Origin of the sequence: Mesorhizobium onobrychidis (genome assembly GCF_024707545.1) — a bacterium.
Lineage (GTDB): Bacteria > Pseudomonadota > Alphaproteobacteria > Rhizobiales > Rhizobiaceae > Mesorhizobium > Mesorhizobium onobrychidis.
The window spans coordinates 3,382,233-3,409,195 of the sequence record NZ_CP062229.1 but is presented as its reverse complement, the minus strand read 5'-3'; the positions used below and the strand labels follow the sequence as shown (position 1 = coordinate 3,409,195).

Here is a 26,963-nt window from a genome sequence, read left to right as displayed (position 1 = left end):
GATGTCCGAAACAGCGAAGTCGCGCGCCGCCACCCTTGCCCATTTGCGTGGCGTCAAGCTCGCCAAGGGCGACCCGGTCTCACTACCGCTGATAGTGACGACAACTTTCCATCTGCCCGGCAACCCGGCCGGCGTCAGCCAGTACGGGCGCTACGACAATCCGACATGGGATGCGGTGGAAGACATGCTCGGCCACCTTGAGGACGCGCCGTCTGTAGCGTTCCCGTCGGGCATGGCCGCGATCTCGGCGGTCTCCTTCGCGCTGCTCAAGGCAGGCGATCGCATCCTGTTGCCGTCCGATGGTTACTACACACCGCGCGTGCTTGCCGAGCGCTTCCTCAAACCTTTAGGCGTCTCGTTTGACACAAGACCGACCAAGTCCTTTCTGGACGGCAGTTTTTCCGGCTACCGGCTGGTGTTCGTCGAGACGCCATCCAATCCCGGGCTGGACATTTGCGACATGACCGGCGTGGCGCGCCTTGCGCACGGGGCCGGCGCGCTGGTCGTCGCCGACAACACCACGATGACGCCCTACGGTCAGCGCCCGCTCGATCTCGGCGCCGATATCGTCGTTGCTGCTGACACCAAGGCGCCCAATGGCCATTCCGACGCGCTGTTCGGCCATGTCGCCAGCCGTGACACTGGGATCATCACCGCCATCCGCGACTGGCGCAAACTGTCGGGCTCGATCCCCGGACCATTCGAAGCCTGGCTGGTCCATCGAGGCCTCGAGACGCTAGAAGTCCGCTTCGACCGCATGTGCACGTCGGCCGAACTGATCGCCCGACGCCTGACAAATCATCGGAGCGTGAAATCCGTCCGCTTTCCTGGACTGGAGGATGACCTTTCGCACAATCTGGCGACCACCCAAATGGAGCGTTTCGGCTTCCTTATCGGTCTCGACCTGGGGAGTGAAGCCAAGGCCGAAGGGTTCATCGGCGCCTGCGCCCTGATCCAGCCGGCGACCTCCTTCGGCGGCGTCCACTCTTCGGCCGAGCGGCGCGCCCGCTGGGGTGATGCGGTGCCGCCTGGCTTTGTTCGCCTGTCGGTCGGCTGCGAGCCGGTGGAAGCGCTTTGGCAGGCAATCGAAACGTCGCTGGACGGCATCGGCGGCTGAACAAACCGATCACGAAGCCAGATCGTCGGCTTCGATATTGCGCCGGCCATGCAGCACGCGCAGGATTTCGATCGCATCGTCGCCGACACGATATAAGGTGATATACTCGCCGACGACCAGATGGCGAATGCCGGGTGCAATGTCTTCGCGCGGCGCGCCTGAGAAGAGAAAGGATAAGTCGCCAGTTGCTGCCAGCGGGCTTCGATCCGGTCGAGCAACCGGTCCGCTGCCGCCTCGCCATCTCGCGCGATATGAAGCCAGATCGCGATCAAATCCTCTTCTGCATTTGCAGTTCGGATGATGGCCAGCAAATTCATGCCGCGGTATCGGATTTCAATCGTCTGCGCGCTTCGGCCTTGATTTCGCCGATCGACGCAAACCGTCCCGGTCCGCTGTCGATCCCCTCCTGCACCAGCTTGCGCAACTCCTCGACCGTGTAGCCATGCAAGTCGCGGCGGTCCTTCCATTGCCTGAGTGCGTCGCGGATCACCTCGCTCGCCGAAGCATATTCGCCGGCGGCGACCACATCGTCGACCGCCGCCGCCAGTTCCAGCGAAAGCGTGATGCTGCGTTTGTCGACCTGACCCATGAAGCGCTCCTGATATTGCCCGCACCTATGGTACGATTTAATCGTACCGGTTTCAAGAAACGCTTGTTCCGCGCTCAGCCCAGCAAAGCTGATTCAGTCAATGAAGCGCTTGAACCAGCAGGCGCGCCCGAAGACGCAACCTGCTGATATCAGGGAATTTCCTTGTAGAATCTGGAAGAAATTGCCAGCTGGCCTGTAAGCCGGGTTCTGTATGGCCCTCGCCCCTTGCGGCGCGAGAACGTGGCGGCCATTCATCTTGGGCGCATGTTGCCATGCACCTCACGCAACCTACCCGGACGGTGAGCCGGAAACAGCCCTCGAGGGTTTCCCCTCGCACCGCCCCTATTCGGTCTTGCTCCCGGTGGGGTTTACCGTGCCGCTCCTGTTGCCAGTCGCGCGGTGGGCTCTTACCCCACCCTTTCACCCTTACCACGACGGATCGTGGCGGTTTGCTTTCTGTGGCACTTTCCCTAGGGTCGCCCCCGCCGGCCATTAACCGGCACCGTGTCTCCATGGAGCCCGGACTTTCCTCACCCGCAGCCTTTCGGCTTCGCGGGTGCGGCCGCCCGGCCAGCTGGCAAGGCGTATAAAGGGATTCGCGTCCGAAAACGCAAACAAAAAAGCAGGTTCCGGCTTATTACGCCGGCGCTCCAAGCGCGGCCAGCTGCACCTTGACCTTGCCGCAATAGGCCGCTGATATCGGGTTCATACGCTTGGCGCCATGGCCGGCATTGTACTTCAGGATCGTGCCGCAGGTCGTGCCGTCGCCGAGGTTCCGCGCCATGGCGAGGTATTTCATGCCGTATTTGATGTTGGTCTCGGGATCGTAGAGACCTTTGATCGAGCCGCTGTAACCCATCATCCGCGCCGTCGACGGCTTGATCTGCATCAGGCCGATCTCACCGGCGCTGCCGACCTGGTTCGGCTGGAAACTGCTCTCGATCATGATGACGGCCTTGGCGAGCGACACCGGCACACCATTGCTGGCGGCATGACGCTCGATGATCGTCGAATACTGGCCGCTGCCGCCAGCGGCCGCCGCCTTCGGCGCCGCCGCCCTGCTTTTCCGGCCGATCGACGCCGTCGTCGCCTGGTCGATGCGGGTCCTGTTGCGCTTCACATGCCGCTTGGAGACTGCCTTCTTTGCAGAGACTGGCTTTTTCACTTTTACCCCAGCTTTTTCCGCCTTTGCGGAGGCTGTCCTTTTTTCCTTTGCGCCCTGGCCGGCTTTCGGCGTGGCGGTTCTGCCGGATGCGGTAATGAAACCCTGGTCGGCCCGCTGGCTCAGCGGCGCGCCATTCGCCGCACCGATGGCAAAAGTCATTACGCCGGCAGCAATAGCTGCCGTTACAACGGTCAATTTCTGCATGTGATCCTGTTCTGTTTGAACCGCGCGAAGAACTTCACGCAGCGACGCTAAATCAACATCGGAACATCTGGAGGGCCGTAGGTCCGACAACTTGCACGGATCGCCTTTGACGGTCGAATTGGCGGCAAAGAAGGCGAGACAAGTCACTTTAAGTGACAGATTGTAACTTTACGGATAGGAAAAGACTACTTGGACGAAACTGCCCTTACGGAAGCAAGCAGCCTTTCCAGCGTGCGGATTGTCGACCCGTCGGCCACACCATCGACCAGACGCTGCCGGAAATGCCGCTGAAAAGCATCGACGACGATTTCGGTCTGCCGGTCGAAAGCGCCTGAGATCTCCACGCCATAACCGTAGAGCGCCAGCATCGACTGCAACGCCTCGACCTCGGCATCCGCATCGCCGGCCTTCAGCACCGCGCCGCGCCTGATGGGTGCCGCTTCGACGAGGTGGCCGACACCGGCCTCGAACAGGGCCTGCCAGGGGAATTTCTCGCCCGGATCGATCTTGCGTCCCGGCGCCACGTCGGAATGGGCGAGCACCCGTTGGGCTGGAATGGAATGGCGCTGAACGATCCCCCTGCACAGGCCGATCACGGCATCGATCTGCCGTTTCGGAAAGTTCCGATAGCCCAGCAAATGCCCCGGATTGACGATCTCGATGCCGACCGAACAGGAGTTGATGTCGGTGCGCCCGAACCAAGAACTCTTGCCGGCATGCCAGGCACGGTCGCTTTCCCTGACCATCTGGACGATTCGGCCACCTTCATGGACGAGATAGTGCGACGAGACCTCGCTGGCCGGATCGCACAGCAACGCCTCGGCGCCGGCGCCGGTCTTCATGCCGGTGTAGTGCAGCACGATCATGTCGGGCTTGGTCGCCTCGCGCCGTGGGCCGAAATTCGGCGATACCCTTACCTCGGCGCTCGGCTCGTCGGGCAGGAAGCCGCTCATGCGTGCCGCAGGCCTCGTTCGATCATCTCATAGGCCGCGTTGATCGCCGCTATCCTGCTCGTTGCGATCTTGATGAATTCCTGCGGCAGACCGCGTGCGATCAGCCGGTCCGGATGATTATCCGAGACCAGCTTGCGATAACGCTTCCGAACCTCCTCGAACGGCTTCCCACGCTCGATGCCGAGCACGACATAGGGATCGGCGGCGCCGAGATCGACGTGCCGCGCCAGAATGCTCTGGTAATGCGCCTCCTCGATCCGGAAGATCTCAGCGATGCGATGCAGGAACTGGCCTTCGCGCTCATGGACCAGCCCGTCAGCCTTGGCAATGTGGAACAGCCCGTCGAGAATGTCCTCCAGCATCGCGCAGTTCGAATGGCCGGAGCCGCAAAGCTGCGCCATGCGCGCGGCATAGGTCTCGAAGCCGGCGATGTCGCGCTTGGCCAGATCGTAGAGCCGCGCCACATTGCGCGTCTGCTCCTTCGGCACTTCGAATATTTCCTGGAAGGCGCGCACCTCGTCCTGCGTGACGATGCCGTCGGCCTTGGCCATCTTGGCCGACAGCGCGATCATCGCCACCGAGAAGGCGACGCGCCGGCGCAGATCCGCATCGCCGGAGAAAACCGTCCGCACGGCTTCGACGACGTCGGCGACACCCGACGAGGTTGAGGACGAAACGCGCGTGATGAACTCGCCGAGGCGATCCCAAATCGACATGAGCACCTATTAGGGCTAACCGGCCACCGCTATCAAGGGAAGACAGTGCCGCAGGGCCCCGGCCCAACCGATTTCGCGGGACGCCTGAAGCAGCTGGCGCTAACCGTCGATCATGGAAAACCAGCAGACGGCAGCCACACCGGCCATATCGCGCGAAACCGCAGGCCCTGTGACATCTTGCTGTTTGTTGCTGCCTTGGCGGCGAGCTTCGGCTGTGTCGTCTCGGGGAAACTGGTGCGGAAAATGCCGGGCTGGGAGGTCAGCCAGGCTGCAGGTACAATTGCTGCAAACCTTCGTCACTCCTTGCCATTCTTCTGGTCGAAAAAGTGACGGACGAAACCGTGCTTTCGCGCTCGTGGCGATATCGCCGCCCTCTGCCGCAAGGCAAGCGTGTCTTGAATCAAATGCTAGGAAGGCCGGCATATGCCGGCCTTCCTCAAATTTTCAGTCCGATAAACTACTACTGCGCCGGCGCAGGAGCAGGCTCTGCCGGAGCCGGCTCGGCCGGCTTCGTGGCGTCAGGAGCCGGCTGCATCGGCTGTTCGGCCGCCGGCGGATTGGTGCTCTGCGTGGTTGTGGCGTCCCCGCCCGTGCCGCTGTCGCTGCAAGCCGCAACGCCAAGCAGGGCAAGCGCCGAAGCCGACGCAAGAATGAGTTTCTTCATAACATCTCTCCTCTAATCACGCCCCCGCTACCGGTGACGATCGAGGAGAAAATGCATCAGGCGCCTATGAGTTTCATAACGTTGCATTTCCGCATGTAACATCATCTGCTTTTGCCGTTGCCCACCAAGCCATGGCGAATTAACACACTGAATCAATAAAATGCCTGGAGTAGCTGCCGTGACCGCCAAATGGGACTTCTGGATCGACCGCGGCGGCACCTTCACCGATATCATCGGCCGTGACCCGGAAGGCGGGCTGCACCCGCGCAAGCTGCTGTCCGAGAATCCTGAAGCCTATGCCGACGCCGCCATCCAGGGCATTCGCGAGCTGCTCGGATTAAAATCCGGCGCTCCGATCCCGTCCAGCCTGATCGGCGACGTCAAGATGGGCACCACCGTTGCCACCAACGCGCTTCTGGAGCGCAAGGGCGACCGTGTGCTGCTGCTCGTCACCAGGGGATTTCGCGACGCGCTGAGGATCGCCTATCAGGCGCGGCCCGACATCTTCGCCAAGGAGATCATTCTTCCCGAACAGCTCTACGAGCGCGTCATCGAGGTCGACGAGCGCGTGCGCGCCGACGGCAGCGTCGAACGGCTGCTCGACATCGCCGCCGTGCGCCCGGCCATCGAACAGGCCAGGGCCGACGGCATCGACGCCGTGGCGATCGTCTTCATCCATGCCTGGAAATATCCCGACCACGAAAAAGCGGTTGCAAAAGTCTGCAGAAAACTGGGGTTTCGCCAAGTCTCGGTCAGTCACGAGGTCTCGCCACTCATCAAGCTGGTTGGCCGCGGCGACACCACCGTGGTCGACGCCTATCTGTCCCCGATCCTGGCAAGGTATGTGCAAAGGGTGGCGGGTGAACTGGGCGTTTTCTCCCCCCTTGAGGGGGAGATGGCTGCGCAGCAGCCAGAGGGGGTCATCTCAGAAGGCACCGCCAGAGCGTCGAACCCAGTCGAGCCAACCCCACCCGGCGGCTTCGCCGCCACCCTCCCCTCAAGGGGGAGGGAATCCCCTCGCCTCATGTTCATGATGTCGTCGGGCGGCCTCACCGCCGCCGACATGTTCCAGGGCAAGGACGCGTTGCTGTCCGGTCCGGCCGGCGGCGTCGTCGGCATGGTCGAGACGGCAAAACTCGCCGGTTTCGACAAGGTCATCGGCTTCGACATGGGCGGCACATCCACCGACGTCGCCCATTATGATGGCGACTATGAGCGCGCCTTCGACACCGAGGTTGCCGGCGTGCGCATCCGCGCGCCGATGATGCGCATCCACACCGTCGCCGCCGGCGGCGGCTCGATCCTGCATTACGAGGCCGGCCGCTTTCGCGCCGGGCCGGATTCGGCCGGCGCCAATCCCGGCCCGGCCGCGTACCGGCGCGGCGGTCCGCTGGCCGTCACCGACGCCAACGTCATGCTGGGCAAACTGCAGCCCGATTTCTTCCCGGCCATTTTTGGACCCGGCCAGAACCAGCCGCTCGACGTGCAAACCGTGCGCGAGAAATTCGCAGCACTCGCAGCCGAAATCGGCGACGGCCGCTCACCGGAGGCGGTGGCTGAAGGGTTTGTCACCATCGCCGTGGAAAACATGGCCAACGCGATCAAGAAGATTTCCGTGCAGCGCGGCTACGACGTCACCGAATATCTGCTGAACTGTTTTGGTGGCGCCGGTGGCCAGCACGCCTGCCTCGTTGCCGACGCACTCGGCATGGAAGCGGTGCTGATCCATCCCTTCTCCGGCCTGCTGTCGGCCTATGGCATTGGGTTGTCCTCGATTATTTCGTCGCGCCAGCAGGCGCTGCTGAAACCGCTGGCGGAAGACTCCAGGCCGGCGATCGACGACCTTATCGCGACATTGCGCAAAGCCGTCATCGACGAGCTCGCCGCACAAGGCATCGCCGAGGACGCCGTCGCCTCGAAACCGGTGCTGCAGGTCCGCTATGACGGCACCGACACCGCGCTGCCGGTGAATTTCGAGCACGGCTCTATCGCACGCGCCAAGGGCGATTTCGAAACGGCCCACAAGGCGCAGTTCGGCTTCGTCTATGACGACAAGCCGATGATCGTGGAATCGGTCGGCGTCGAAGGCATCGACACCGGCGGCACTGGCCGCGACGAAAGTGATTCAGTCCTTGAGGACATCGCCGCAAGCCCTTCGCAGAGTCGGAAAATCTTCGCCGACGGCACCTGGCGAGACGCCGGCATCTTCCGCCGCGAGGTACTCAAACCGGGGCACAAGGTTGCCGGCCCTGCGCTGGTCATCGAACCGAACCAGACCATCGTCGTCGAGCCGGGCTGGCAGGCCGGGATCACCGCCAAGAACCATGTGCTCTTGCGCCGCATCGAGAAAAAGCGCCGGCAGGCGGCACTCGGCACCGAGGCCGATCCGGTCATGCTGGAGGTGTTCAACAACCTGTTCATGTCGATCGCCGAACAGATGGGCGTGACGCTGCAGAACACCGCCTATTCCGTCAACATCAAGGAACGGCTGGATTTCTCCTGCGCCGTCTTCGACCGTGATGGCGCGCTGGTCGCCAATGCGCCGCATATGCCGGTGCATCTCGGTTCCATGGACCGTTCGGTGGAAACCATCATCCGGCTGAACTCCGGCGACATCCATCCCGGCGACGTCTTTGCACTGAATGCGCCTTATAATGGCGGCACGCATCTGCCTGATATCACCGTAGTGACGCCGGTCTTCGAGGAAGAGCGCCCATTCTCCCCCCTTGTGGGGGAGATGTCGGCAAAGCCGACAGAGGGGGGCGCTGTCCCGCCAACGCCTCCAATTGGCGAGACGGTATATGGCGAAGCTGAGCGCTCGACGTTGCCCCCTTCTGCCCTGCCGGGCATCTCCCCCACAAGGGGGGAGATCGGCCAATCGCCAAAGATCCTCTTCTACGTCGCCTCGCGCGGCCATCATGCCGATATCGGCGGCACGGCGCCCGGCTCGATGACGCCGCTCGCCACCACCGTCGACGAGGAAGGCGTGCTGTTCGACAATTTCCGCATCGTCGATCGCGGCCGCTTCCGCGAGAAGGAGTTGGAGACGCTGCTTACCGACCATCGCTATCCCGCGCGCAACCCGCATCAGAACGTCGCCGACCTCAAGGCGCAGATCGCCGCTAACGAAAAGGGCGTCGCCGAGCTGCGCAAGATGGTCGCGCATTTCGGCCTCGATGTCGTCGAAGCCTACATGGGCCATGTCCAGGACAATGCGGCCGAGAGCGTGCGCCGCGTGCTGGAGCGCTTGCCCGACAGTTCCGTATACGAATATCCAACCGACACCGGCCAGGTAATCAAGGTCAAGATATCGGTCGACCGGGACAAGCGCGAGGCGACGGTCGACTTCACTGGCACGTCGAAGGTCGAGAAGAACAATTTCAACGCCCCCGAGCCGGTCGCCCGCGCCGCCGTGCTCTATGTCTTCCGCGTCATGGTGGAGGACATGATCCCGATGAATGCCGGTTGTCTGCGCCCCATCAACATCGTCATCCCCGATGGCTCGATGCTGAAACCCGCCTACCCCGCCGCCGTCGTCGCCGGCAATGTCGAGACCTCGCAGCATGTCACCAACGCGCTGTTCGGCGCCATGGGAGCGATGGCCAATGCGCAAGGCACGATGAACAACCTCACCTTCGGCAACAAGCGCTACCAGTATTACGAGACGATCTGCTCCGGCTCGCCGGCCGGACGGATGAATTCCGGCCGCGGCTTTGCCGGCACTTCGGGTGTCCACACCCACATGACCAATTCGCGCCTGACCGATCCGGAAGTGCTGGAATTGCGCTTTCCCGTCCTGCTTGAGGATTTCCACATCCGCGAAGGCTCCGGCGGCAAAGGCAGATGGAGTGCCGGCGACGGCACCGAGCGCACCATCCGTTTCCTCGAAAGGATGGAATGCGCCATCCTGTCCTCACATCGCAACCGCCCGCCGCAAGGCCTGGATGGCGGCGGCGATGGCGAGGCTGGCTCGACCAAGGTCCGCCGCAAGGATGGCCGCGTCGAACTCCTGAAGGCTTGCGACCAGACGGTGCTGGAGGCGGGTGAAGCCGTCATTGTGACGACGCCGACGCCGGGCGGATTTGGCGAGGCCTGAGCTCGCTTCAACAGGCTTGTCACCGGCCTGTCATGACCCTGCGCTACCCGCTTGCGGCAAAGCAAACGGGGAATCGCCTTGCCATGACCGACATTTCCGGAGAACTGGTTTTTCGCCGCGGCAAGGAAGTTGGCAAGGCCGTATACCAGAACCGCCCGCTGTCAAAGGCCGGCGTTTCCGAACGGCTCTTCGCCTTGCTGTTTTCCGGCCTCGTCTATCCGCAGATCTGGGAAGACCCTGACGTCGACATGGAGGCGATGCAGCTTGGCCAGGGCCACCGCGTCGTCACCATCGCCTCGGGCGGCTGCAACATCCTCGCCTATCTCACCCGGGCGCCCGAAAGGATCGACGCCGTCGATCTCAACGCCGCCCATATCGCGCTGAACCGCATGAAGCTCGAGGCGGTGCGCCATCTGCCCTCGCAGGGCGACCTGTTCCGTTTCTTCGGCGCTGCCCAGACCCGTCACAATTCGCAAGCCTACGACCGCTTCATCGCGCCGCATCTCGACCCGGTCAGCCGCCATTACTGGGAGCGTCGCAACTGGCGCCTCCGTCGCCGCATCGCCGTCTTCGACCGCAATTTCTACCAGACCGGGCTGCTCGGTCTGTTCATCGCCATGGGTCACCGCACCGCCAAATTCTTCGGTGTCGATCCGGCCGGCATCATGGAAGCCAAAAGCCTCGCCGACCAGCGCCGCTTCTTCGACGACGAGCTGGCGCCGGTCTTCGAAAAACCGCTGCTGAAATGGGCAACATCGCGAAAAGCCTCGCTGTTCGGCCTTGGCATTCCGCCGGCACAATATGATTCGCTGATCACCTCGGGCGACGGCACCATGGCCAGCGTGCTGAAGGCCCGGCTCGAAAAGCTCGCCTGCGATTTTCCGCTAGAGAACAACTATTTCGCCTGGCAGGCTTTTGCCCGCCGCTATCCCAATCCCGGCGAGGCGGCGCTGCCTGCCTATCTCGAAAAGCGCAACTACAATACGATCCGCAACAATGTCGACCGCGTCGCCATCCATCATGCCAATCTGATCGAATTTCTCGCCGGCAAGGATGCCGGTTCGGTCGACCGCTTCGTCCTGCTCGACGCGCAGGACTGGATGACCGACGACCAGCTCAATGCGCTGTGGGCCGAGATCACCCGGACCGCGTCGACTGATGCCCGCGTCATTTTCCGCACCGCAGCCGAACCCAGCCTGTTGCCTGGCCGGGTCTCGAATTCGCTGCTCGACCAGTGGAGCTATGCCGACGAAGCCTCGCGCGAATTCTCGGCCCGCGACCGTTCGGCCATCTATGGCGGCTTCCACCTCTATGTGAAGCAGTCCGCATGAGCGCGACCGAACTGCCGGCCAGGCACGCCGAACCGCCGGCCGGGCACGCCGAGCTGATGGACGGCGTCTACCACTGGCAGCGCCACATCTACGACCTGACCCGCAAATACTATCTGCTCGGCCGCGACCGGCTGATATCAGGACTGGATGTTCCGGCCGGCGGCACCGTGCTCGAACTCGGCTGCGGCACCGGCCGCAACATCGTCCTCGCCGCCCGCCGCTTTCCCGACGCCCGCTTCTTCGGGCTCGATATTTCAGCCGAAATGCTGGAAACGGCCACTGCTGCCATTGCCCGCGAAGGCCTGTCCGGCCGTGTTGCGCTGGCGCGCGGCGACGCCACCGATTTCGATGCGAAGGCGCTGTTCGGGCTCGAGAGTTTCGACCGCATATTCGTGTCCTATTCGCTGTCGATGATCCCCGGCTGGGAAAAGACCATATCGGCGGCACTAGCCGCCCTTTCCCCTGATGGCTCGCTGCATGTCGTCGATTTCGGCCAGCAGGAGGCCCTGCCGCGCTGGTTCCGCACCCTGCTGCGCGGCTGGTTGAGAAAATTCCATGTCGAGCCGCGTGAATCGCTGCGCGACGTTCTGGAATCGGAATCCGAGCGGAATGGCGCAAGCCTTCGGTTCAGAACGCTTTATCGCGGCTACGCCTGGCTCGCCGTGGTCGGGCAGCGCAGCTAGTCAGGGTGTGTTGAAATTCAGGTCAGGCCGAGCCGGAGTCGAAGACGGGCAACTTCGCGCGTCAGGAGCGGACTTTGCTGTCCACCTCGCCACGCTCTTCACGAGAACGAACTCTGAATCGGCTTAGACTAGACCTGGCGAACGCCGCTTGTGTCTTCCGGCGCGAAAGGCCAACGCTCAACCGAGTATCCTCTTGACTCGTTCGGGCTTCCCGTTGCGGTCGCGCCATTTGCAAACATCGGCTCTCCAATAGCGACGGGGATTTTTGGCGATCGCAATGCAACTCAACCAGATATTGCGACTTGCCGGACGGAGCAGCTGGAAATTTATCCTGCCCTCCTTCTACAAAACGCGAGAGCAAGCCATGATGGGCTGGTCGTATTCATCGCGAGACCACTATCCTGGGAGAAGCGAAGCGACCAAATGCGTAACTGGCTGGCAAAGTTCTGGCGCACGCTTTCTGCTGGCGGCCTCGTCGTGGGCACGCTGTTCTTCGTAGCTTCTCTTACGCCGACCCTTGTTCCTCGAACCTGTCTGACCCAGGGCGTGCTCTCCGGGGCATGTTTCGCCGCCGGATACGGCATCGGAGTCGCGTGGCGCTGGCTGTGGGCCTATATGGAGCTTCCGGAACCGCGTGAGCGGTTCCTGCTTGCTCTTAAGATCGCCGTCGCGGCCATTTGCGCAGCAATCGCCATCTTGTTTTTATGGTGGGCAGCGGAATGGCAAAATTCAATCCGTCAACTGATGCACCTCGAACCCGTGACGAGCGCGCATCCGCTTGAAGTCTGCGTCATCGCGATCGTCACGTTCCTGATGCTCATCGCGCTGGCCCGGCTCTTCAAACGCATCTCCCGTTTGATTTCAGAAAGGTCGGGCCGCTTCGTCCCCCGCAGGGTTTCGAATGTGATCGGTTTCACTGTCGCGATATTGCTGTTCTGGGCGGTCGCAAATGGCGTGCTCGTCCGCTACGCGCTCTACGTCGCCGATTCGTCCTTCGCAACGTTTGATGCCCTCGTCGAACCGGATCGAGCGCAGCCGACATCTCCGCTCAAGACCGGCAGCGCCGCTTCCCTCGTCAGCTGGAAAGAACTTGGACGGGCAGGACGGGAGTTCATCGCGACGGGACCTACCGCTAGCGAGATAAGCACGTTCACGCAAAAGGATGCGCGCGAACCCATCCGGGTCTATGTGGGGCTTCGGGCGGCCGACACGGCCGAAGAGAGGGCGCAACTTGCCCTTGAGGAATCGAAGCGCGTCGGGGCCTTCGAACGCTCCGTACTGGTCGTCATCACGCCTACCGGAAGTGGCTGGATCGATCCCGCCTCGATGGATACGGTTGAATACCTCCACAATGGCGACGTGGCGAGTGTTGCCCAGCAGTACTCCTATCTGTCGAGCCCGCTATCGTTGCTGGTCGAGCCGGAATACGGCTCGGAAGCAGCAAGGGCTTTGTTTGCCGCAGTCTATGAATACTGGACGACGCTTCCCCACGACAGGCGACCCAAACTCTATCTGCATGGCCTGAGCCTCGGAGCGATGAACTCCGAGAGATCGGTGGAGCTTTTCGAGATACTTGGTGACCCTGTCCAAGGGGCGCTGTGGAGCGGTCCGCCCTTTGAGAGCAGAATTTGGCGCAGCATAACGGAGCATCGCAATGCCGGTACGCCTGCTTGGTTGCCGCGGTTCCGGAACGGTTCGTTCGTCCGCTTCATGAACCAGAATGGCGAGACCGGTCCGGCGGACGCGCCTTGGGGTCCCATGCGCATTGTCTACCTCCAATATGCCAGCGATGCGATTACGTTTTTCGATTATCGCGACTTCTATCGTCGTCCCGAGTGGATGGACGCTCCACGCGGCCCGGACGTCTCGCCGGAACTGCGGTGGTATCCGGTGGTATCGATGCTACAGTTGGCCTTTGACATGGCCGTCGCGACCAGTACGCCGATGGGCTATGGTCATGTCTTTGCGCCCGAACACTACGTCGACGCGTGGCTCGCGGTGACTGATCCGCAGGGCTGGTCTGCCGACCAGATCGCGCGATTGAAGCAGTATCTTGCCGCTCGCGGCAGGATGTGATCGCTGCCTGCGACGAGTGCGTTATGCGAGCGGTTTGCTTACGAAAGTCTACACATTTGGCATTCGACTTTGGCTTTCCACACGACATAAGGAGATCCCCATCATGTCGGACAAACCTAAAAAAGGCCTCGATCGCCGGGATCTAATTGTAGCATCCATTGCCTCGGTAGGCGCGGCGGCCGTCTTCGCGGCCAATGCTGGTTCTGCGAACGCCCAGGACTCAGCGGCTTCATCTGTTAGCCCGACACCGGGTGCGCTATCAGCAACGGTCTATACCGGCGATATGATCCAGGGGAAGAAAGTCGTCAGCGCGCTCGACGTCAAGGACCTGGAGCCCGGCAAGAAGCACCTTCTGTATTTTCAGGGCGTGCAGATGCCCACCGGACAGCACTGGTATGTGTCCGTGACGGTCGCCAAGGGGGCAAAGCCGGGCAAGCGCGCTGTCCTGGTCAGTGGTGTGCATGGTGACGAGATGAGTTCTGTGCATACGGTCCAGACCGTGATGAACCAACTTGATCCGGCGGAGATGTCGGGCACAGTGATGGCGGTCACGGACGTGTCCCGTCCAGCCATGGAAAGCATGCAGCGCAGATGGCCCAATTCTGGCAGGGGCATTGACCTGATCGACATGAATAGGGAATGGCCCGGCAACGAGAACGGTGCCAGTGCGGCCAGCCGCCACGCCGGTCTCCTGTTCAACCGGCTCCTTCGGCCGAACGCTGACGTCGCAATCGACTTCCATACCGGGACGACCGGATTCGATGCCTCCGCATTCAATATTGGCGACATGGATGTGCCCGAGATCAAGGCGATGCTGGAACTTTATCCAGTGGGCCAGATCTTCGACAATCCTGTGTATCCAAGTGTCCTTCATAACGCGTTTGTCGCCGCGGGTATCCCATCCTTTTGTCCAGAGGTTGGTGCTGCGCGTATCCTCGACCTTGAGATGATTCCCCTATTCGTTGAAGGCACGATGAACGTCCTCAAGCATCATGGCATCCTTGCCGAGCCAATGGGACGCACAGGCAAGGACGTGAATGTTTTTGTCGGCAACAGTGCGTTCCCGATCCTGGCAACCCAGGCCGGGTTCGTCGAGCATCTGGTCAAGCTGAACGACAAGGTCGGACCCGGACAGAAAGTGGCCATTCAGCGTAACAGCTTCGGCGAGGTGGTTGCGGAGTACACCAGCAGCGTGGCTGGAGAGGTGGCGGGTCTGCGCAGCGATACGACGGCCGAGGCCGGCAATACCTTGGTATTTGTCCTTTTCCACAGGGGGGCGCCGGAGGGCGTCGAGACTTATCCCGAGTAGTTCACACCCTGCCGAGGCGGCTTAGGTGAACTGACGAGCGATCGCGGCAATCCAAACGCGTCGCCGAAGTGGTGCTCTATGGTGAAATTCGATATCGCCGGACTAGAGCGGGATGAATTGAGTCTGAATCGAAAGGGGATTCCCGAAGGCGAGCAAATCTGATTCAACCTGCTGGCTGGGTCAGGAGGCCAGCATGGATGGGCAAGCCTTACTCGATGGATCTTCGCACGCGGGTGGTAGCGTCGGTTGAGCAGGAGGGCCTGTCGCGACGTCAGGCGGCAGAGCGCTACGGGGTTGGAATCAGCACGGTCATCCGATGGGTGCGCCGCTTGCGCGAGACGAACAAGCTGACACCCGGCAAGATGGGTGGGCACAGACCGAAGAAGATTGCCGGAGAGCATCGGGAGTGGCTGCTGCGGCGCTGCCGGGCGGCGGAGTTCACACTGCGCGGTCTTGTGGCCGAGCTTGGCGATCACGGCCTGAAGGTCGATTACCGCTCGGTGTGGGAGTTCGTTCACGCCGAGAAGCTCAGTCACAAAAAAAGACGCTGATCGCCAGTGAGCAGGATCGCCCGGATGTGGCGCGCCGGCGGGCACAGTGGGTAAAGTATCAGGACCGCATCGATCCTTCCCGCCTGGTGTTCATCGACGAGACCTGGACCAAGACCAATATGGCGCCGCTCAGAGGATGGGCGCCGCGCGGCGAGAGGATCAAGGCCAAGGTGCCGCACGGTCATTGGAAGACCATGACCTTCTTGGCGGCACTGCGCCACGACCGTGTCGATGCACCATGGCTGATCGACGGACCGATCAACGGCGAGCGTTTCCAGCTCTATGTCGATGCGGTTCTCGTCCCAACCCTCAAGCCCGGTGACATCGTCATCATGGACAATCTCGGTTCGCACAAGGGCAAGGCCGTGCGCCGTGCCATCCGCTCGGCCGGCGCCAGGCTGTTCTTGCTGCCCAAATACTCCCCCGACCTCAACCCTATTGAGAAATTCTTCGCCAAGCTCAAGCATTGGCTGCGCAAGGCTGCCAAGCGAACGGTCGAGACCGTCTGTGACGCCATCGGCCAAATCCTCGGCACTGTCACTTCAACCGAATGCAGAAATTACTTCATCGAGGCCGGCTATGCGCCAACCTAAATTCATCCCGCTCTAGAGGCCGCCCCGACAGATTGAGCCTGACCGTGCTCGTAGGATCCGTACTCCAAAAACGACTAGCGACGGAGCGTCCGCTTCCCACCCAACTTGCGTCGCCCCAGCTCTCGGCGTCAAATGTCTGAGAAGGGTCCGAACTCGGTCGTTCAGGTGATTGAGTTTTGACCCATGGCCCGTGAAGGCCTGTCCGGCCGTGTCACGTTGGCGCGCGGCGACGCCACCGATTTCGACGCGAAGGCGCTGTTCGGCCTAGCTAGCTTCGACCGCATATTCGTGTCCTATTCGCTGTCGATGATCCCCGGCTGTGAAAAGACGGTATCCGCGGCACTCGCTGCCCTTTCACCTGACGGCTCGCTGCATGTCGTCGATTTCGGCCAGCAGGAGGCCCTGCCCCGCTGGTTCCGAGGGTTGCTGCGCGGCTGGTTGAGGAAATTCCATGTCGAGCCGCGTGAAGCGCTGCGCGACGTTCTGGAATCGGAATCCGAGCGGATTAGCGCAAGCCTTCGGTTCAGAACGCTTTACCGCGGCTATGCCTGGCTCGGAATAATCGCAAAATCCATCAATGCGTCGTAAGTTGCGCAAGCCGTGCATCGACGAGGCCTAGAAGTCCCTGCATCAACCCTTCGCAGTCTTTAAGTCCTTCCCGCTTCCACTGAATGTTGCGCGTATAGCTTGCTGCAGCATCCCGAAATTCGCTTAACTCATCTCGGGTCAATACAGCCAAATCGGCGTGATTGTATCCGCGGTCGAAGCTCTCCTTGAGTATGGTCAGGTAAGGTTTTTCACCGACCATGCCGATCGCATACTCGATGATCGAATAAATTATTCGTCTACCGCCTCCCCACACCTGCAGGTCATCGCCGATACTTAAAACACCCAACCTTGGTCTCCCTCGGTAAGCTATTTGAGCGCCTTTACCAGCGCCATCACCATCGTCTGCGGCCGGTAGCCGAGCTTGGCCGGCGTCAGGCCGAGCCGCACCACCACCAGCTTCTCGGACGGAATGATGGCGACCGTCTGCCCGTCATGCCCCTCCATCCAGTACGTGTCCTGAGGCAGGCCAGCAGCGACGCCGGCGCCGGGGCTCTCCTCGTCGCCCGGGCCTTCGATCCACAACTGGCCCTTGCCATAGACTTTCGTGGCGGGTGCTGCTTCCCGCATCCAACCGACGAAGCCGGCCGGCAGTATGTCCTTGCCGTTCCAGACGCCGTCCTGCAGCAGGAACTGGCCGAAGCGCGCCCAGTCGCGCGCCGTGGCGTAGAGATAGGACGAACCGACGAAGGTGCCGTGCTTGTCGGCCTCGAGCACCGCGCTCTGCATGCCGAGTGGATTGAACAGGGCGACCCGTGGCCACGCCAGCGCCTCGTCCTTATCGCCGATCGCATCCTGCCAGAGCCGCGACAGCATCACTGCCGTGCCGCTCGAATAGGCAAACATTTTGCCCACCTCGCCGGTCAGCGACTTGGATCCGGCAAAGCCCGCCATATCAGGCTCGAGGTAGAGCATCCGCGTTACGTCGGTGACGTCGCCATAATCCTCGTTGAACTCCAGCCCGCTCGACATCGCCATCATGTCGGCGAGGCTGATGGCGGCGCGGCCGTCCGCTTTCCAGGGTCCGAACAGGCCCTGGTTCGTCATCACCATCTTGCCGTCCTTCACCACCGTGCCGACGATCGCGGCATTTACCGTCTTGGTCATCGACCAGCCAAGCAGCGGCGTCTTCTCGGAAAAGCCGTTTCCATAGCGCTCGGCGATGAGGCGGCCGTTCTTGACCACCACCACCGCCCGCATACCGGCGCCGGTCATTGCAGGATCGTCGAGGATGTTCGCGATTTCGGGGTTCTGCGAGGCATCGACCTTGTCGCCCTCCGGCCAGAGTGCATCGAGCGGCGGCGCCGGTGTCAGCGCCGGCCCGGCGACTGCTTTGGCCGTGGCGATGTCGCCATCCGGAACCGAAGCACAGCCGAGCCCGTCTCGAATGACCGCGACGCTCTTGCCGAACACGCCGAACAGCCCCGCCCAAACCGTGCCCTGCTCCTTGTCGACGGAGACCCTCATCAGCCTGAGCAGCGGATGGCCCGGCGACTGCACGTCGACGGCGAGCGCCTGGTCGGCATCGCGTCCGGCGATAAAGACATTCGAGCAGACGATCTTGGCCGTATAACCCGAGCCGACGCGGATCAGTTCTGGCGGCGCGATGTAAAGCCAGGCGGCGAGTGCTGCGACCGCCAGCACCGCCAGCCCGAGCAGCCATTTCACCAGCCTCAGAACAATCTGCATTTTCCGACTCCCCCCGGACGCTTATCTATGCCATCGATTTGCCGCCATTGCTTCGGCAAAATCGTGGTTTCGGTCGAGCGCCATCAACGGAATATCAACCATGATCGGCGAGCACTGATGCATGTCACCCAAAAGCATGCCCCCGGGCCCGAACCGGGGGTGCGCAGCGGTTTTGGGATAACGACATGCATAACAAAGATTAAGGCGCGCCGAAGCGGCGCACTTTAAAAGATAGAGCGGTCCTGTGGGGCGATCGCTTGGGGGCACGGTCGAGGGACCACCTGCAACAACAACCCATCAGCGGCCGGCTGAAACCGGTTCAGGAGTAGCGATGCGCCGTTTCGCGGCTTTCATCTTGCTGACGCTGCTGGGCGCCTGCTCGACCGTCGACGATCTTGCGCCGTCGCTGCCGGGCGCCCCGACCGTTGCGGTGCGCGCACCCCGTTTTGACGACTCCGACCCGCATGAATGGGACAGCGGCGCGCCGTGGAGCTATGCCGTTCACGGCACCGACGTCTCCAAATACCAGACCTCGGTCGATTGGCCGGCGGCCAGGGCCAACGGCATTTCCTTCGTTTTCATCAAGGCGACGGAAGGCGGCGATCGCTTCGACGCGTATTTCAACGAGCATTGGAGCCGCACGAAAGCTTCAGGAATCCCGCGCGCGGCCTATCATTTCTACTATTTTTGCACACCGGCCGCCACGCAGGCGCGCTGGTTCATCCAGAACGTGCCCAAGGACCGCTCGGCGATGCCGCCGGTTCTCGACATGGAATGGAACCCGCAATCGCCGACCTGCAAGCTGCGCCCCAATGCGGCCACGGTGCGCAGCGAGATGAGCACATTCCTCGAAATCGTCGAAAACCACTACGGCAAGAAGCCGATCATCTACACTTCGATCGATTTCTTCGACGACAACGGCCTGTCGGTTTTCCGCGACTATCCCTATTGGCTGCGTTCGGTGGCCGGCCACCCGCGCAAGAAATACGGCAGCCACCCCTTCACCTTCTGGCAGTACACCGGAACGGGTATTGTGCCGGGCATCCCAGGCAAGGCCGATATCAACGTTTTCAACGGCTCGGAAACAGCCTGGAACAAGTGGCTGCGGCAGAACACCCGTTGACACCGGGCCTGCCGCCTGCTTTTCGACACAGCCAAATGAAGGATGCTTGCAACCGCTGGTGATCTTCTTGGGGGAGGCGATGCGATTGCGCTTGGAAATTCTCGCGGCGCTGCTTCTGGCAGCTACGGCGGCGACGCCAGCGGTGGCACAGCAATGCGGCGGCGATTTCGAGGCATGGAAGCAGGGCGTAGCGGCGGAGGCCAGGAACGCCGGCGTCGGCACTGCCGGCCTTGAGGCGCTGGAAAAGGCCACCGCCGACAAAAAGGTGCTGGCGCGCGACCGCGCCCAGGGCGTCTTTACCCAGACCTTCATCGAGTTCTCGAACCGGATGATCTCGGCCTACCGGCTGAAGCAGGGCGCCGCCAATCTGAAAAAATACGCCGACGTCTTTGCCCGCGCCGACCAGGAATTCGGCGTCCAGCCGCCGATCATCGCCGCCTTCTGGGCGCTGGAAACCGATTTCGGCGCCGTGCAGGGCGATTTCCACACCCTGAACGCACTGGTCACGCTCTCGCATGACTGCCGCCGCCCGCAACTCTTTCGCCCGCAGATCACGCCGCTGCTGACCCTCATCGATCGCGGCGTCGTGCCGGCCGATGTCACCGGCGCCTGGGCGGGGGAAATCGGCCAGACGCAGATGCTGCCGTCCGACTATCTCGGCCGCGGCGTCGACGGCGACGGCGACGGTCTGGTCGACCTGCGCAGCAGCGCGCCGGATGTGATCATGACCACGGCCAACAAGATCATGTCGCGCGGCTGGAAACGCGACCAGCCCTGGATCGAGGAAGTCCGTGTGCCCGACGACATGCCATGGGACCAGACTGGCCGCACCAACAGGCTGCCGCTGACGCAGTGGGCTCAGTGGGGTGTCACCAACCCGAACAGCACGCCGCTTGTCGACAATGGCCTGAAGGCAGGCCTCGCGCTGCCCATGGGCCGCAAGGGGCCGGCCTTCCTCGTCTATGACAATTTCGACGTCTACCTCGAGTGGAACCAGTCCTTCACCTATGCGCTGACCGCGGCAAATCTCGCCGCGCGGCTGGCGGGTGCGCCGCAATTCGACCCGCGCAATCCCGAACCCGGCCTCAACGGCGACCAGATGAGGGCATTGCAGACAAAGCTCGAGGCCAAAGGCCATGACGTCGGAACGGTCGACGGCATCCTCGGCACCAACACCCGCGAGGCGATCCGCAAGGAGCAGATGCGGCTAGGCCTGCCGGTCGACGGCTGGCCGACACCGGAGCTTTTGGCGAAACTGTAGCTCCTCTTCCTTCTCCCACAAGGGGAGAAGGGAAGAACTCACCCAGCCACAGGCTGGCAACCCCCTGTGGCGCGTCACCTCCACCGAGCGGCGTCACCGCCTGGCAAGCAGGAAGTCGATGAAGACACGCAAGGCCGGCGGAACCTGCCGGGAGCTCGTATGATATAGGTAAAAGCCCGGAAATCGGGGCGACCAGGCTTCGAGAAAACGGATGAGCTTGCCGGCTTCGATCCACGGCCGAACCTGGTAATCCAGCATGTAAGCCACGCCGATCCCATCCAGGGCCGCCCTTATCATCAGATCCGTATCGTTGACCGTCAGACCGCCGTTCACGGCTATTTCCAAAGCGCGTTGGCCTCGCGCGAACTCCCATCGATAGATGTTGCGGCCGCCGGGCCATTGGAAATTGATGCATTGGTGATGGTGCAGGTCGGCGGGGTGGCGGGGTATGGGGTGATTCTCGAGATAGCTGGGCGCCGCCACCGCAGCCATCTCCAACTCGTAGCTGAGTTTCACCGCCACCATGTCCTTATGCAGCCGCTCACCAAGCCTGATTCCGGCATCGAATCGTCCCTCGACAATATCGGTCAGCGTGTCGTCGACGATTATGGTGAGGGCAATATCGGGATAGGCGCGGCGGAAATCGCCGAGGATGGGCACGATGAAACGCATGGCGGCGATGCGTGGAACATTGATGCGCAGCGAGCCTGCCGGTCGATCGCGTGATGCATGCGCGTCGGCGACAGCCCATTCGAGTTCATTGAATGCCGGTGCGAGGCGTGCAAACAGCGTTTCGCCTGCTGCGGTCGGCGACACGCTGCGGGTCGTACGGTTGAGCAGCCGGACACCGACACGATCTTCCAGCACGCGTATCGTCTGGCTAAGCGCCGGCGGCGAAATCCTGAGCCTGGCCGCGGCGCGGACAAAGCTGCCTTCCTCGACGATCGTTGCGAACGCCTTCAGCTCGGAAAACTCGGTCCCGCGCATTATGTACCCCAGACTTAACAAGCCTGTTCAATAATAGGCCATTATCTGAGCAATAGCATGCCCCTAACTTCGACATGGAACCGACGCTCGATTTGGAGCGGCCGTAGCCGGACGAGAAAAGGACAGCAGCTATGTATCATTCGCTTGAAGGCAAAACCGCGCTCGTGACCGGCAGTTCGCGCGGCATCGGCCGCGCCATCGCCGAGGGCCTCGCGGCAAACGGGGCGGCCGTGGTCGTCAACTATGTCGGCAACGAGAAAGCCGCCCAGGAGGCCGTTGCTGCCATCCGCGAGAATGGCGGAAAAGCTCTTGCCGTTAAGGCCGATATCTCCAGCGTTTCCGACATCCGCCGGCTGTTCGACGAAACCGAAAAGCAGATGGGGGCAATTGACATCGTTGTCGCCAATGTCGGCGTCGCCGTCATAAAGCCGTTCGTCGAGGCCACCGAATCCGACTTCGACCACGTCTTCGGCGCCAATGCCAAAGGCACCTTCTTCACCCTTCAGGAAGCGGCGCGCCGCGTGCGCGACGGTGGCCGTATCATCGCGGTTTCCACCGGTGGAACCAAGATGTTCTTCACCCAGACCGCCCTTTATCTCGGCAGCAAAGGAGCTGTCGAGCAGTTCGTTCGCGTCCTCTCTCGCGAGCTCGGACCGCGCTCCGTCACCGTGAATGCGCTTTCGCCGGGCTTTACCGACACCGACCTGCTTCCGGAGCGGGACAGGGCTGTGGCTGCCGGCATGTCGCCCTTCGGCAGGATCGGAGCGCCGCGCGACGTTGCCGATGTCGCGGTTTTCCTCGCCTCCGACGAGGCCCGCTGGCTGACCGGCGAAAACATCCAGGCCGGCGGCGGCGTGGCCTGACCGACCGCAGCCTATGCCCCAAACCCACAACGTCGTTCAGTGCGACGGCAAAAGCCGAGATCGAGATCGATCTCTGGTTACGGCAACCCGAGAACTATGTCGCCGCACTCAAACTCGCCGCAAGGCCCGAATCAACGAGAATGACCCCGAGCGGACGTCCGACCGATTTCGACCGGGAGAATGATCGCGCTATGTTTGCGAATTCCCAGAGACAGAACTTCGGAACTGGTGCCGCAGCGTAGGCTTATGCACTTTGCCGACCGCGCTGCGGGGCAGAGCTTCCACGAACATCGCCGTGCGCGGGACCTTGTAGCGCGCCAAGGCGGTGGCGCAGTGTGCCAGCAGCTCGGCCTCTGTGACCGCCGCACCATTCTTTCTCACTACGATGGCGCAGCCCACCTCGCCCCAGCGCGAATCGGGCACACCTATCACTGCCGCCTCGGCCACCTCAGGATGGCTGTAGAGAACATTTTCGACTTCGGCCGGATAGACGTTCTCGCCACCGGAGACGTACATGTCCTTCCAGCGATCGACGATCGTGACAAAACCCTCCTCGTCGACCCGCACGGCATCGCCGGTGCGCAACCAGCCGCCCTCGGCGAAGGCGGCGCGCGTCGCTTCCGGCTGGTTCCAATAGCCCCGCGTGACGGCGGGACCACGGACCCAGAGTTCGCCGACCTCGCCCGGGGCGGCATCGCGCGCCGCATCGGCCACCACGCGCACTTCGACGTGCATGACGGGCTTGCCGGCCGAGTCCACCTTGCGCGCAGCATCCGCCGCCTCGAGATTGAGGATCAGCGGACCTGTCTCGGTCATGCCGTAGTTCTGTCTGAGTACTACACCTTTGCGCCGCCAGGTTTCGAGGAGCGGGACGGGAACGGGTGCCGCGCCGACGAAGGCACCCACGACGTGGGAGAGGTCAGCCGCGGCGAAATCCGCGTGCGCCGCCATGGCCTGGTAGTGCGCCGGCACGCCGTGCAGATGCGTCACACCAAGCATGGGATCGGCCAGCTGCCGCAACGCCTCGCCGGCATCGAAGCGCCGTGTCACCGCGACGGTGCCGCCGGCATAGAAGGTGGGATTTGCGTAGATGTTGAGGCCAGCCGCATGAAATAATGGCAGGACGCAGAGCAGCACGGTCTGCGGCGACAGCACGGCCACGCCAATGCAGTTCACTGCATTCCAGAAGTTCATGCCGTGGGTCGCGATGGAGCCCTTGGCCACGCCTGTCGTGCCGGAGGTGTAGAGTATCGTGCAGACGTCGTCATGCATGAGCCGGTGCGGCGCTGCGAGCGGCTGCGCCGCGGCGATGGCGCGCTCGTAGGGGCTCTCCTCAGGACCGCGCAGCAGGCGATGCACGATGCCGTGGCGGCGCGTCAGCTCATCGGCAACATCGCCAAACTCGGGGTCGTAGATGAGCACAGCGGGCGTGCAATCGGCGATGATGGCGTCCAGTTCGGGAAGCGCCAGCCGCCAGTTGAGCGGGACAAAAATGGCGCCGAGGCGGAAGCAGGCGAATTGTAGCTCAAACGTGTCGGTCGAATTGTGCGCCAGCAGCGCTACGCGCACGCCGGGCGAGACGGCGCAGGTCTCCTGCAGATGCCGCGCCAGGGTCGCGATGCGCTGATCAAACACGCGGTAGGTGAGGCGGCGGCCGTCTTCCAGATTTACCGTCGCGACCGCCTCCGGCCGACGGGCGGCGTGATGAGCGATCCAGTCATTGTGGCATGTGGACATTCTGGTCTATGTTGCACATGGGCTTAGGTTCGACAACGTGTCTGCATTTAGCACTTCCGCGACATGGGGCAGTCGTGAAGAAGAAGCATCTTCAAATCGAAAGCAGACTTCCGTACGCGGCTGGCCGTGCCGGTTTATGAGTTCACGAACTAACTAATCCGCCATTGTCTCCAGGCTGGCGAACCCCTGCGGCGCGTCGCCTTCGTCGAACGGCGTCGTCACCTCGACAAAGGTGTCGGGATAAAAGCCGTTGAACCGGGTCCTCAGCGACAGCGAATAGGCGCCGATATGGCCGATCTCGATCCAGTCGCCGGTATCGACCGTTTCCGGCAGCCAGAACGGCCGCGACAGGATGTCGACGGAATCGCAGGTCGCGCCGCAGACCTTGAATGGCACGATGGTCTTCTCCTCGCCATTGCGCGAGCGGATCGCCGGGTCTGGAATGAAGCGCGCCGGCAGCGTGATCTTGCCGGTCCATGAATCCGACAGCGACGCCCAGATGCCGTCATTGATGTAGAGCCGCTTGCCCTTGCGCAGCAGCACGCGCACGATCAGCGACAGGCAGCGCGCCACGATCACCCTGCCCGGCTCCGCCACCAGCGGCATCTGGTCGAACTGGTATTCCTTGAGGTCGCCCGACAGCCGCGACATGATCTGGCCGAGCGACGGCATTTCGATCTGCTTGCGGTTGGGATCATGGCCGTATTCGGCGGGAAAACCGCCACCGACGTCGAGGCCGGCAATGTCGAAGCTGACGCGGTTGCGCACCCAGTCGGCCGAGGCCAGCGCCCGCTCATAAGTGTCGGGATCCTCGATCTGGCTGCCGACATGAAAGCACAAGCCGACCTTGTAGCCGGTCCGGTTCAGCCGTTCGGCCAGATCGACCGCATTGGCCGGGCCGGCGCCGAACTTCTTCGACAGTTCGTAGGCGGCCGATCCTTTCGTCTGGATGCGCACAAACACGGTGATCGCACCCGGATCGATATCGAGCGCCCGCACCACGCGGGTCAGCTTGGTGATCTCGTCCTCGTGGTCGAGCGAGATGACCCGGATGCCATATTTCTCCAGCGCCAGCTTGATGTCCGACTGTGCCTTGACCGGATGCATGTAGAGCATCTCGGCGTCCGGCGAGACCGCGCGCACGGCGGCGAATTCGCCGGGCGAGGCCACGTCGAAAGCGCCGACGCCGGCCTCGACCAGCGCCTTCAGCACGATCTGCTCGCCGTTGGTCTTGACCGCATAGGCGGTCTTGCCGGGAAACATGCCCATGAACTGCCTGGCGTCCGCCTTCAGCACCTGCGGGCGAAAGCAATAGATCGGATCGTCCGGGCGAAGCGCCAGCGCCGCTTCGCGCGCATTTTCGAATTGCTGCATGGACGAATCCCTTGGCTTAGACTGCGCACAATTAATCCAACCTATGCGGGAATGAAAACAATTCTGTGTCTCGCACCCCTGACGCTGCGGCGCTACGGCAGATGATGGAATGCTAGCCCACTGATCTGGTTTCGGGTGGCCCTTGCCGTCGAACAGGATATGGCCTGAACAGACGCCTGATCGACTTGGCATTCAGAGCCATCCGGGAGGATTATCCATGGCAGTCACAACGACGACGGCAATGCGCGGCCCCATGGTCTTGAAAGACTGGGCGCAGCTTCTGCTGCTCGGTGCGATTTGGGGTGGCTCGTTCTTCTTCGCCCGCATTGCGGTTGCCGAGGTTCCGCCGCTGGTGCTGGTGCTGTTTCGCGTCGCCATCGCGGCGCTGGCGCTGCATCTCTATCTCGGCCTGCGCGGTCCGTCCTTCCGCCTCGCCTTGCCGCAAGCCGGCCTGTTCTTTCTGCTGGCGCTCGTCAACAACGTCATTCCGTTCTCGCTGATCTTTGCCGGCCAGACCGAGCTTGGCGCCGGTGTCGCCTCGGTGCTCAATTCGACGACGCCGTTCTGGACGTTGATCCTCGCCAACGCGTTGACATCAGACGAAAAACTCTCCTGGAACAAGCTTGCCGGGATCGCGCTCGGCATCGTCGGCACTGCGGTGATGATCGGTCCGGGCCTGCTTGCCGGGCTGGGCGGGCCGGTCTGGGCGAAATTCGCGCTGGTCGGCGCCTCGCTGTCCTATGCGGTGGCCCTGATGATCGCCCGGCGCTTCAAGGGTGTGCCGTCACCGATCATCGCCACTGGACAATTGACCGCCTCGACCATCATCATGATCCCGATCGTGCTGCTTGGCCACGGCACTGCCAACCTGTTTTCGGCCTCGTCGCCGGTCTGGGCAGCGGTGTTGGCGCTGGCCCTGCTGTCCACCGCCTTCGCCTACATTCTCTATTTCAACCTCGTCGCCTCGGCCGGCGCCACCAACGCCTCGCTGGTCACGCTGATCGTGCCGGCCAGCGCCATCCTGCTCGGCTGCCTGTTCCTGGGCGAGCGGCTCGAATTGTTCGAGCTCGGCGGCATGGCGCTGATCGCGCTCGGCCTCGTCACCATCGACGGCCGCCTGTTCGGCCGACGTTAATGCATGTCGCCCAAAAGCACGCCCTCGGGCTTGAACCGAGGGTGCGCAGCGGTTTTGCGATAACGCGCAAACGACGCTCTAACTCGTTGAATCTTCGCATCGACTCGAAAATCGATTCCGATTCTCGGCGGCGGTAGCGCT

At 62.3% G+C, this 26,963-nt stretch carries 23 protein-coding genes, 1 other RNA gene and 2 pseudogenes; 13 read left to right on the top strand and 13 right to left on the bottom strand.

Features of this window, described 5'->3' with window-relative positions:
* The first annotated feature begins 1 nt into the window (after position 1).
* The gene (locus IHQ72_RS16945; protein ID WP_258123478.1) at positions 2-1,117 is read left to right on the top strand and encodes a cystathionine gamma-lyase; all 1,116 of its coding nucleotides are present in this window, start codon (positions 2-4) and stop codon (positions 1,115-1,117) included.
* 9 nt (positions 1,118-1,126) lie between these two features.
* Here IHQ72_RS16945 and IHQ72_RS36905 read toward each other — a convergent pair whose 3' ends face one another.
* The 7 genes and pseudogenes from IHQ72_RS36905 to IHQ72_RS16915 form a co-directional block, all read right to left on the bottom strand.
* Entirely contained in the window at positions 1,127-1,219 is a 93-nt protein-coding gene (locus tag IHQ72_RS36905) for a hypothetical protein (RefSeq protein WP_309508974.1), read from the bottom strand.
* 125 nt (positions 1,220-1,344) lie between these two features.
* Positions 1,345-1,434: pseudogene (locus IHQ72_RS36900) on the bottom strand (type II toxin-antitoxin system RelE/ParE family toxin); the annotation flags it as partial.
* Positions 1,431-1,706, bottom strand: coding sequence for a type II toxin-antitoxin system ParD family antitoxin (locus tag IHQ72_RS16935; protein ID WP_258123477.1), 276 nt, complete (start codon positions 1,704-1,706; stop codon positions 1,431-1,433). The gene IHQ72_RS16935 and the pseudogene IHQ72_RS36900, both read right to left, overlap by 4 nt.
* Positions 1,707-1,886: 180 nt before the next feature.
* An RNA gene (gene rnpB, locus IHQ72_RS16930) (RNase P RNA component class A) lies at positions 1,887-2,284 on the bottom strand.
* A 59-nt stretch (positions 2,285-2,343) separates the two neighbouring features.
* Positions 2,344-3,075 (bottom strand): lytic transglycosylase domain-containing protein, encoded by a 732-nt coding sequence (locus tag IHQ72_RS16925; protein ID WP_258123476.1) that lies wholly within the window; start codon positions 3,073-3,075, stop codon positions 2,344-2,346.
* Positions 3,076-3,260: 185 nt separating this feature from the next.
* Positions 3,261-4,028: an N-acetylmuramoyl-L-alanine amidase gene (locus tag IHQ72_RS16920; RefSeq protein ID WP_258123475.1), complete on the bottom strand. Its 768-nt coding sequence runs from the start codon at positions 4,026-4,028 to the stop codon at positions 3,261-3,263.
* A complete protein-coding gene (locus IHQ72_RS16915; RefSeq protein ID WP_258123474.1) occupies positions 4,025-4,744 on the bottom strand; it encodes a J domain-containing protein in 720 nt (239 codons plus the stop codon). Before IHQ72_RS16915 ends, IHQ72_RS16920 begins: the two co-directional genes overlap by 4 nt.
* 45 nt (positions 4,745-4,789) lie before the next feature.
* Between IHQ72_RS16915 and IHQ72_RS16910 the strand changes: the two genes are divergently transcribed.
* Positions 4,790-5,074 (top strand): hypothetical protein, encoded by a 285-nt coding sequence (locus IHQ72_RS16910; RefSeq protein WP_258123473.1) that lies wholly within the window; start codon positions 4,790-4,792, stop codon positions 5,072-5,074.
* A 130-nt stretch (positions 5,075-5,204) separates the two neighbouring features.
* Here IHQ72_RS16910 and IHQ72_RS16905 read toward each other — a convergent pair whose 3' ends face one another.
* Positions 5,205-5,408, bottom strand: coding sequence for a hypothetical protein (locus tag IHQ72_RS16905; RefSeq protein ID WP_258123472.1), 204 nt, complete (start codon positions 5,406-5,408; stop codon positions 5,205-5,207).
* 178 nt (positions 5,409-5,586) lie between these two features.
* Here IHQ72_RS16905 and IHQ72_RS16900 point away from each other — a divergent pair, with 178 nt between their 5' ends.
* The 7 genes and pseudogenes from IHQ72_RS16900 to IHQ72_RS16870 all read left to right on the top strand — a co-directional run.
* Complete coding sequence (locus IHQ72_RS16900) at positions 5,587-9,504, top strand: hydantoinase B/oxoprolinase family protein (RefSeq protein ID WP_258123471.1); 3,918 nt, start codon at positions 5,587-5,589, stop codon at positions 9,502-9,504.
* A 32-nt stretch (positions 9,505-9,536) separates the two neighbouring features.
* Complete coding sequence (locus IHQ72_RS16895; protein WP_258123470.1) at positions 9,537-10,835, top strand: BtaA family protein; 1,299 nt, start codon at positions 9,537-9,539, stop codon at positions 10,833-10,835.
* Positions 10,832-11,518: a class I SAM-dependent methyltransferase gene (locus tag IHQ72_RS16890; RefSeq protein WP_258123469.1), complete on the top strand. Its 687-nt coding sequence runs from the start codon at positions 10,832-10,834 to the stop codon at positions 11,516-11,518. Before IHQ72_RS16895 ends, IHQ72_RS16890 begins: the two co-directional genes overlap by 4 nt.
* Positions 11,519-11,941: 423 nt before the next feature.
* Positions 11,942-13,594, top strand: a complete 1,653-nt coding sequence (locus IHQ72_RS16885) for an alpha/beta hydrolase (protein ID WP_258123468.1) — start codon at positions 11,942-11,944, stop codon at positions 13,592-13,594.
* A 103-nt stretch (positions 13,595-13,697) separates the two neighbouring features.
* Positions 13,698-14,903, top strand: a complete 1,206-nt coding sequence (locus IHQ72_RS16880) for a M14 family metallopeptidase (protein ID WP_258123467.1) — start codon at positions 13,698-13,700, stop codon at positions 14,901-14,903.
* A gap of 197 nt (positions 14,904-15,100) precedes the next feature.
* Positions 15,101-16,047, top strand: a protein-coding gene (locus IHQ72_RS16875; RefSeq protein WP_143744659.1) for an IS630 family transposase whose coding sequence is annotated in 2 segments (ribosomal slippage) — positions 15,101-15,439 and positions 15,442-16,047 — 945 coding nt in all. Because the reading frame shifts where the segments join, the coding sequence is not laid out codon by codon here.
* Positions 16,048-16,230: 183 nt separating this feature from the next.
* Positions 16,231-16,635 (top strand): annotated as a pseudogene (locus IHQ72_RS16870) (class I SAM-dependent methyltransferase); the annotation flags it as partial.
* Here IHQ72_RS16870 and IHQ72_RS16865 read toward each other — a convergent pair.
* Positions 16,622-16,942 carry a hypothetical protein gene (locus IHQ72_RS16865; protein ID WP_258123466.1) on the bottom strand — a complete coding sequence of 107 codons (321 nt, stop codon included), beginning with the start codon at positions 16,940-16,942 and terminating at the stop codon, positions 16,622-16,624. The pseudogene IHQ72_RS16870 and the gene IHQ72_RS16865 sit on opposite strands and share 14 nt — an antisense overlap.
* Before the next feature lie 20 nt (positions 16,943-16,962).
* Entirely contained in the window at positions 16,963-18,342 is a 1,380-nt protein-coding gene (locus IHQ72_RS16860) for a serine hydrolase domain-containing protein (protein WP_258123465.1), read from the bottom strand.
* A gap of 331 nt (positions 18,343-18,673) precedes the next feature.
* Between IHQ72_RS16860 and IHQ72_RS16855 the strand changes: the two genes are divergently transcribed.
* Both IHQ72_RS16855 and IHQ72_RS16850 read left to right on the top strand, forming a co-directional pair.
* The gene (locus IHQ72_RS16855; RefSeq protein WP_258123464.1) at positions 18,674-19,465 is read left to right on the top strand and encodes a glycoside hydrolase family 25 protein; all 792 of its coding nucleotides are present in this window, start codon (positions 18,674-18,676) and stop codon (positions 19,463-19,465) included.
* A 79-nt stretch (positions 19,466-19,544) separates the two neighbouring features.
* A complete protein-coding gene (locus tag IHQ72_RS16850) occupies positions 19,545-20,726 on the top strand; it encodes a lytic murein transglycosylase (RefSeq protein WP_258123463.1) in 1,182 nt (393 codons plus the stop codon).
* 93 nt (positions 20,727-20,819) lie between these two features.
* On the opposite strand, the gene IHQ72_RS16845 is transcribed toward IHQ72_RS16850, so the two are convergent.
* Positions 20,820-21,713, bottom strand: coding sequence for a LysR family transcriptional regulator (locus IHQ72_RS16845; protein WP_258123462.1), 894 nt, complete (start codon positions 21,711-21,713; stop codon positions 20,820-20,822).
* A 131-nt stretch (positions 21,714-21,844) separates the two neighbouring features.
* Between IHQ72_RS16845 and IHQ72_RS16840 the strand changes: the two genes are divergently transcribed.
* Positions 21,845-22,576, top strand: coding sequence for an SDR family oxidoreductase (locus tag IHQ72_RS16840; protein WP_258123461.1), 732 nt, complete (start codon positions 21,845-21,847; stop codon positions 22,574-22,576).
* A gap of 189 nt (positions 22,577-22,765) precedes the next feature.
* On the opposite strand, the gene IHQ72_RS16835 is transcribed toward IHQ72_RS16840, so the two are convergent.
* Together IHQ72_RS16835 and IHQ72_RS16830 are read right to left on the bottom strand one after the other, a co-directional pair.
* Positions 22,766-24,313 (bottom strand): acyl-CoA synthetase, encoded by a 1,548-nt coding sequence (locus tag IHQ72_RS16835; RefSeq protein ID WP_258123460.1) that lies wholly within the window; start codon positions 24,311-24,313, stop codon positions 22,766-22,768.
* Between the two features lie 153 nt (positions 24,314-24,466).
* Entirely contained in the window at positions 24,467-25,687 is a 1,221-nt protein-coding gene (locus tag IHQ72_RS16830) for an alanine racemase (RefSeq protein WP_077383117.1), read from the bottom strand.
* 217 nt (positions 25,688-25,904) lie between these two features.
* On the opposite strand from IHQ72_RS16830, the gene IHQ72_RS16825 reads away from it, so the two are divergent.
* Entirely contained in the window at positions 25,905-26,822 is a 918-nt protein-coding gene (locus tag IHQ72_RS16825) for a DMT family transporter (protein ID WP_258123459.1), read from the top strand.
* Positions 26,823-26,963 lie beyond the last annotated feature (141 nt).

Excerpts from the sequence above, each read along its gene's own strand:
- IHQ72_RS16945 (WP_258123478.1), top strand. The coding sequence starts at position 2 with ATGTCCGAAACAGCGAAGTCGCGCGCCGCCACCCTTGCCCATTTGCGT.
- IHQ72_RS16935 (WP_258123477.1), bottom strand. The coding sequence starts at position 1,706 with ATGGGTCAGGTCGACAAACGCAGCATCACGCTTTCGCTGGAACTGGCG.
- IHQ72_RS16925 (WP_258123476.1), bottom strand. The coding sequence starts at position 3,075 with ATGCAGAAATTGACCGTTGTAACGGCAGCTATTGCTGCCGGCGTAATG.
- IHQ72_RS16920 (WP_258123475.1), bottom strand. The coding sequence starts at position 4,028 with ATGAGCGGCTTCCTGCCCGACGAGCCGAGCGCCGAGGTAAGGGTATCG.
- IHQ72_RS16915 (WP_258123474.1), bottom strand. The coding sequence starts at position 4,744 with ATGTCGATTTGGGATCGCCTCGGCGAGTTCATCACGCGCGTTTCGTCC.
- IHQ72_RS16905 (WP_258123472.1), bottom strand. The coding sequence starts at position 5,408 with ATGAAGAAACTCATTCTTGCGTCGGCTTCGGCGCTTGCCCTGCTTGGC.
- IHQ72_RS16895 (WP_258123470.1), top strand. The coding sequence starts at position 9,537 with ATGACCCTGCGCTACCCGCTTGCGGCAAAGCAAACGGGGAATCGCCTT.
- IHQ72_RS16890 (WP_258123469.1), top strand. The coding sequence starts at position 10,832 with ATGAGCGCGACCGAACTGCCGGCCAGGCACGCCGAACCGCCGGCCGGG.
- IHQ72_RS16885 (WP_258123468.1), top strand. The coding sequence starts at position 11,942 with ATGCGTAACTGGCTGGCAAAGTTCTGGCGCACGCTTTCTGCTGGCGGC.
- IHQ72_RS16880 (WP_258123467.1), top strand. The coding sequence starts at position 13,698 with ATGTCGGACAAACCTAAAAAAGGCCTCGATCGCCGGGATCTAATTGTA.
- IHQ72_RS16860 (WP_258123465.1), bottom strand. The coding sequence starts at position 18,342 with ATGCAGATTGTTCTGAGGCTGGTGAAATGGCTGCTCGGGCTGGCGGTG.
- IHQ72_RS16855 (WP_258123464.1), top strand. The coding sequence starts at position 18,674 with ATGCGCCGTTTCGCGGCTTTCATCTTGCTGACGCTGCTGGGCGCCTGC.
- IHQ72_RS16850 (WP_258123463.1), top strand. The coding sequence starts at position 19,545 with ATGCGATTGCGCTTGGAAATTCTCGCGGCGCTGCTTCTGGCAGCTACG.
- IHQ72_RS16845 (WP_258123462.1), bottom strand. The coding sequence starts at position 21,713 with ATGCGCGGGACCGAGTTTTCCGAGCTGAAGGCGTTCGCAACGATCGTC.
- IHQ72_RS16840 (WP_258123461.1), top strand. The coding sequence starts at position 21,845 with ATGTATCATTCGCTTGAAGGCAAAACCGCGCTCGTGACCGGCAGTTCG.
- IHQ72_RS16835 (WP_258123460.1), bottom strand. The coding sequence starts at position 24,313 with ATGTCCACATGCCACAATGACTGGATCGCTCATCACGCCGCCCGTCGG.
- IHQ72_RS16830 (WP_077383117.1), bottom strand. The coding sequence starts at position 25,687 with ATGCAGCAATTCGAAAATGCGCGCGAAGCGGCGCTGGCGCTTCGCCCG.
- IHQ72_RS16825 (WP_258123459.1), top strand. The coding sequence starts at position 25,905 with ATGGCAGTCACAACGACGACGGCAATGCGCGGCCCCATGGTCTTGAAA.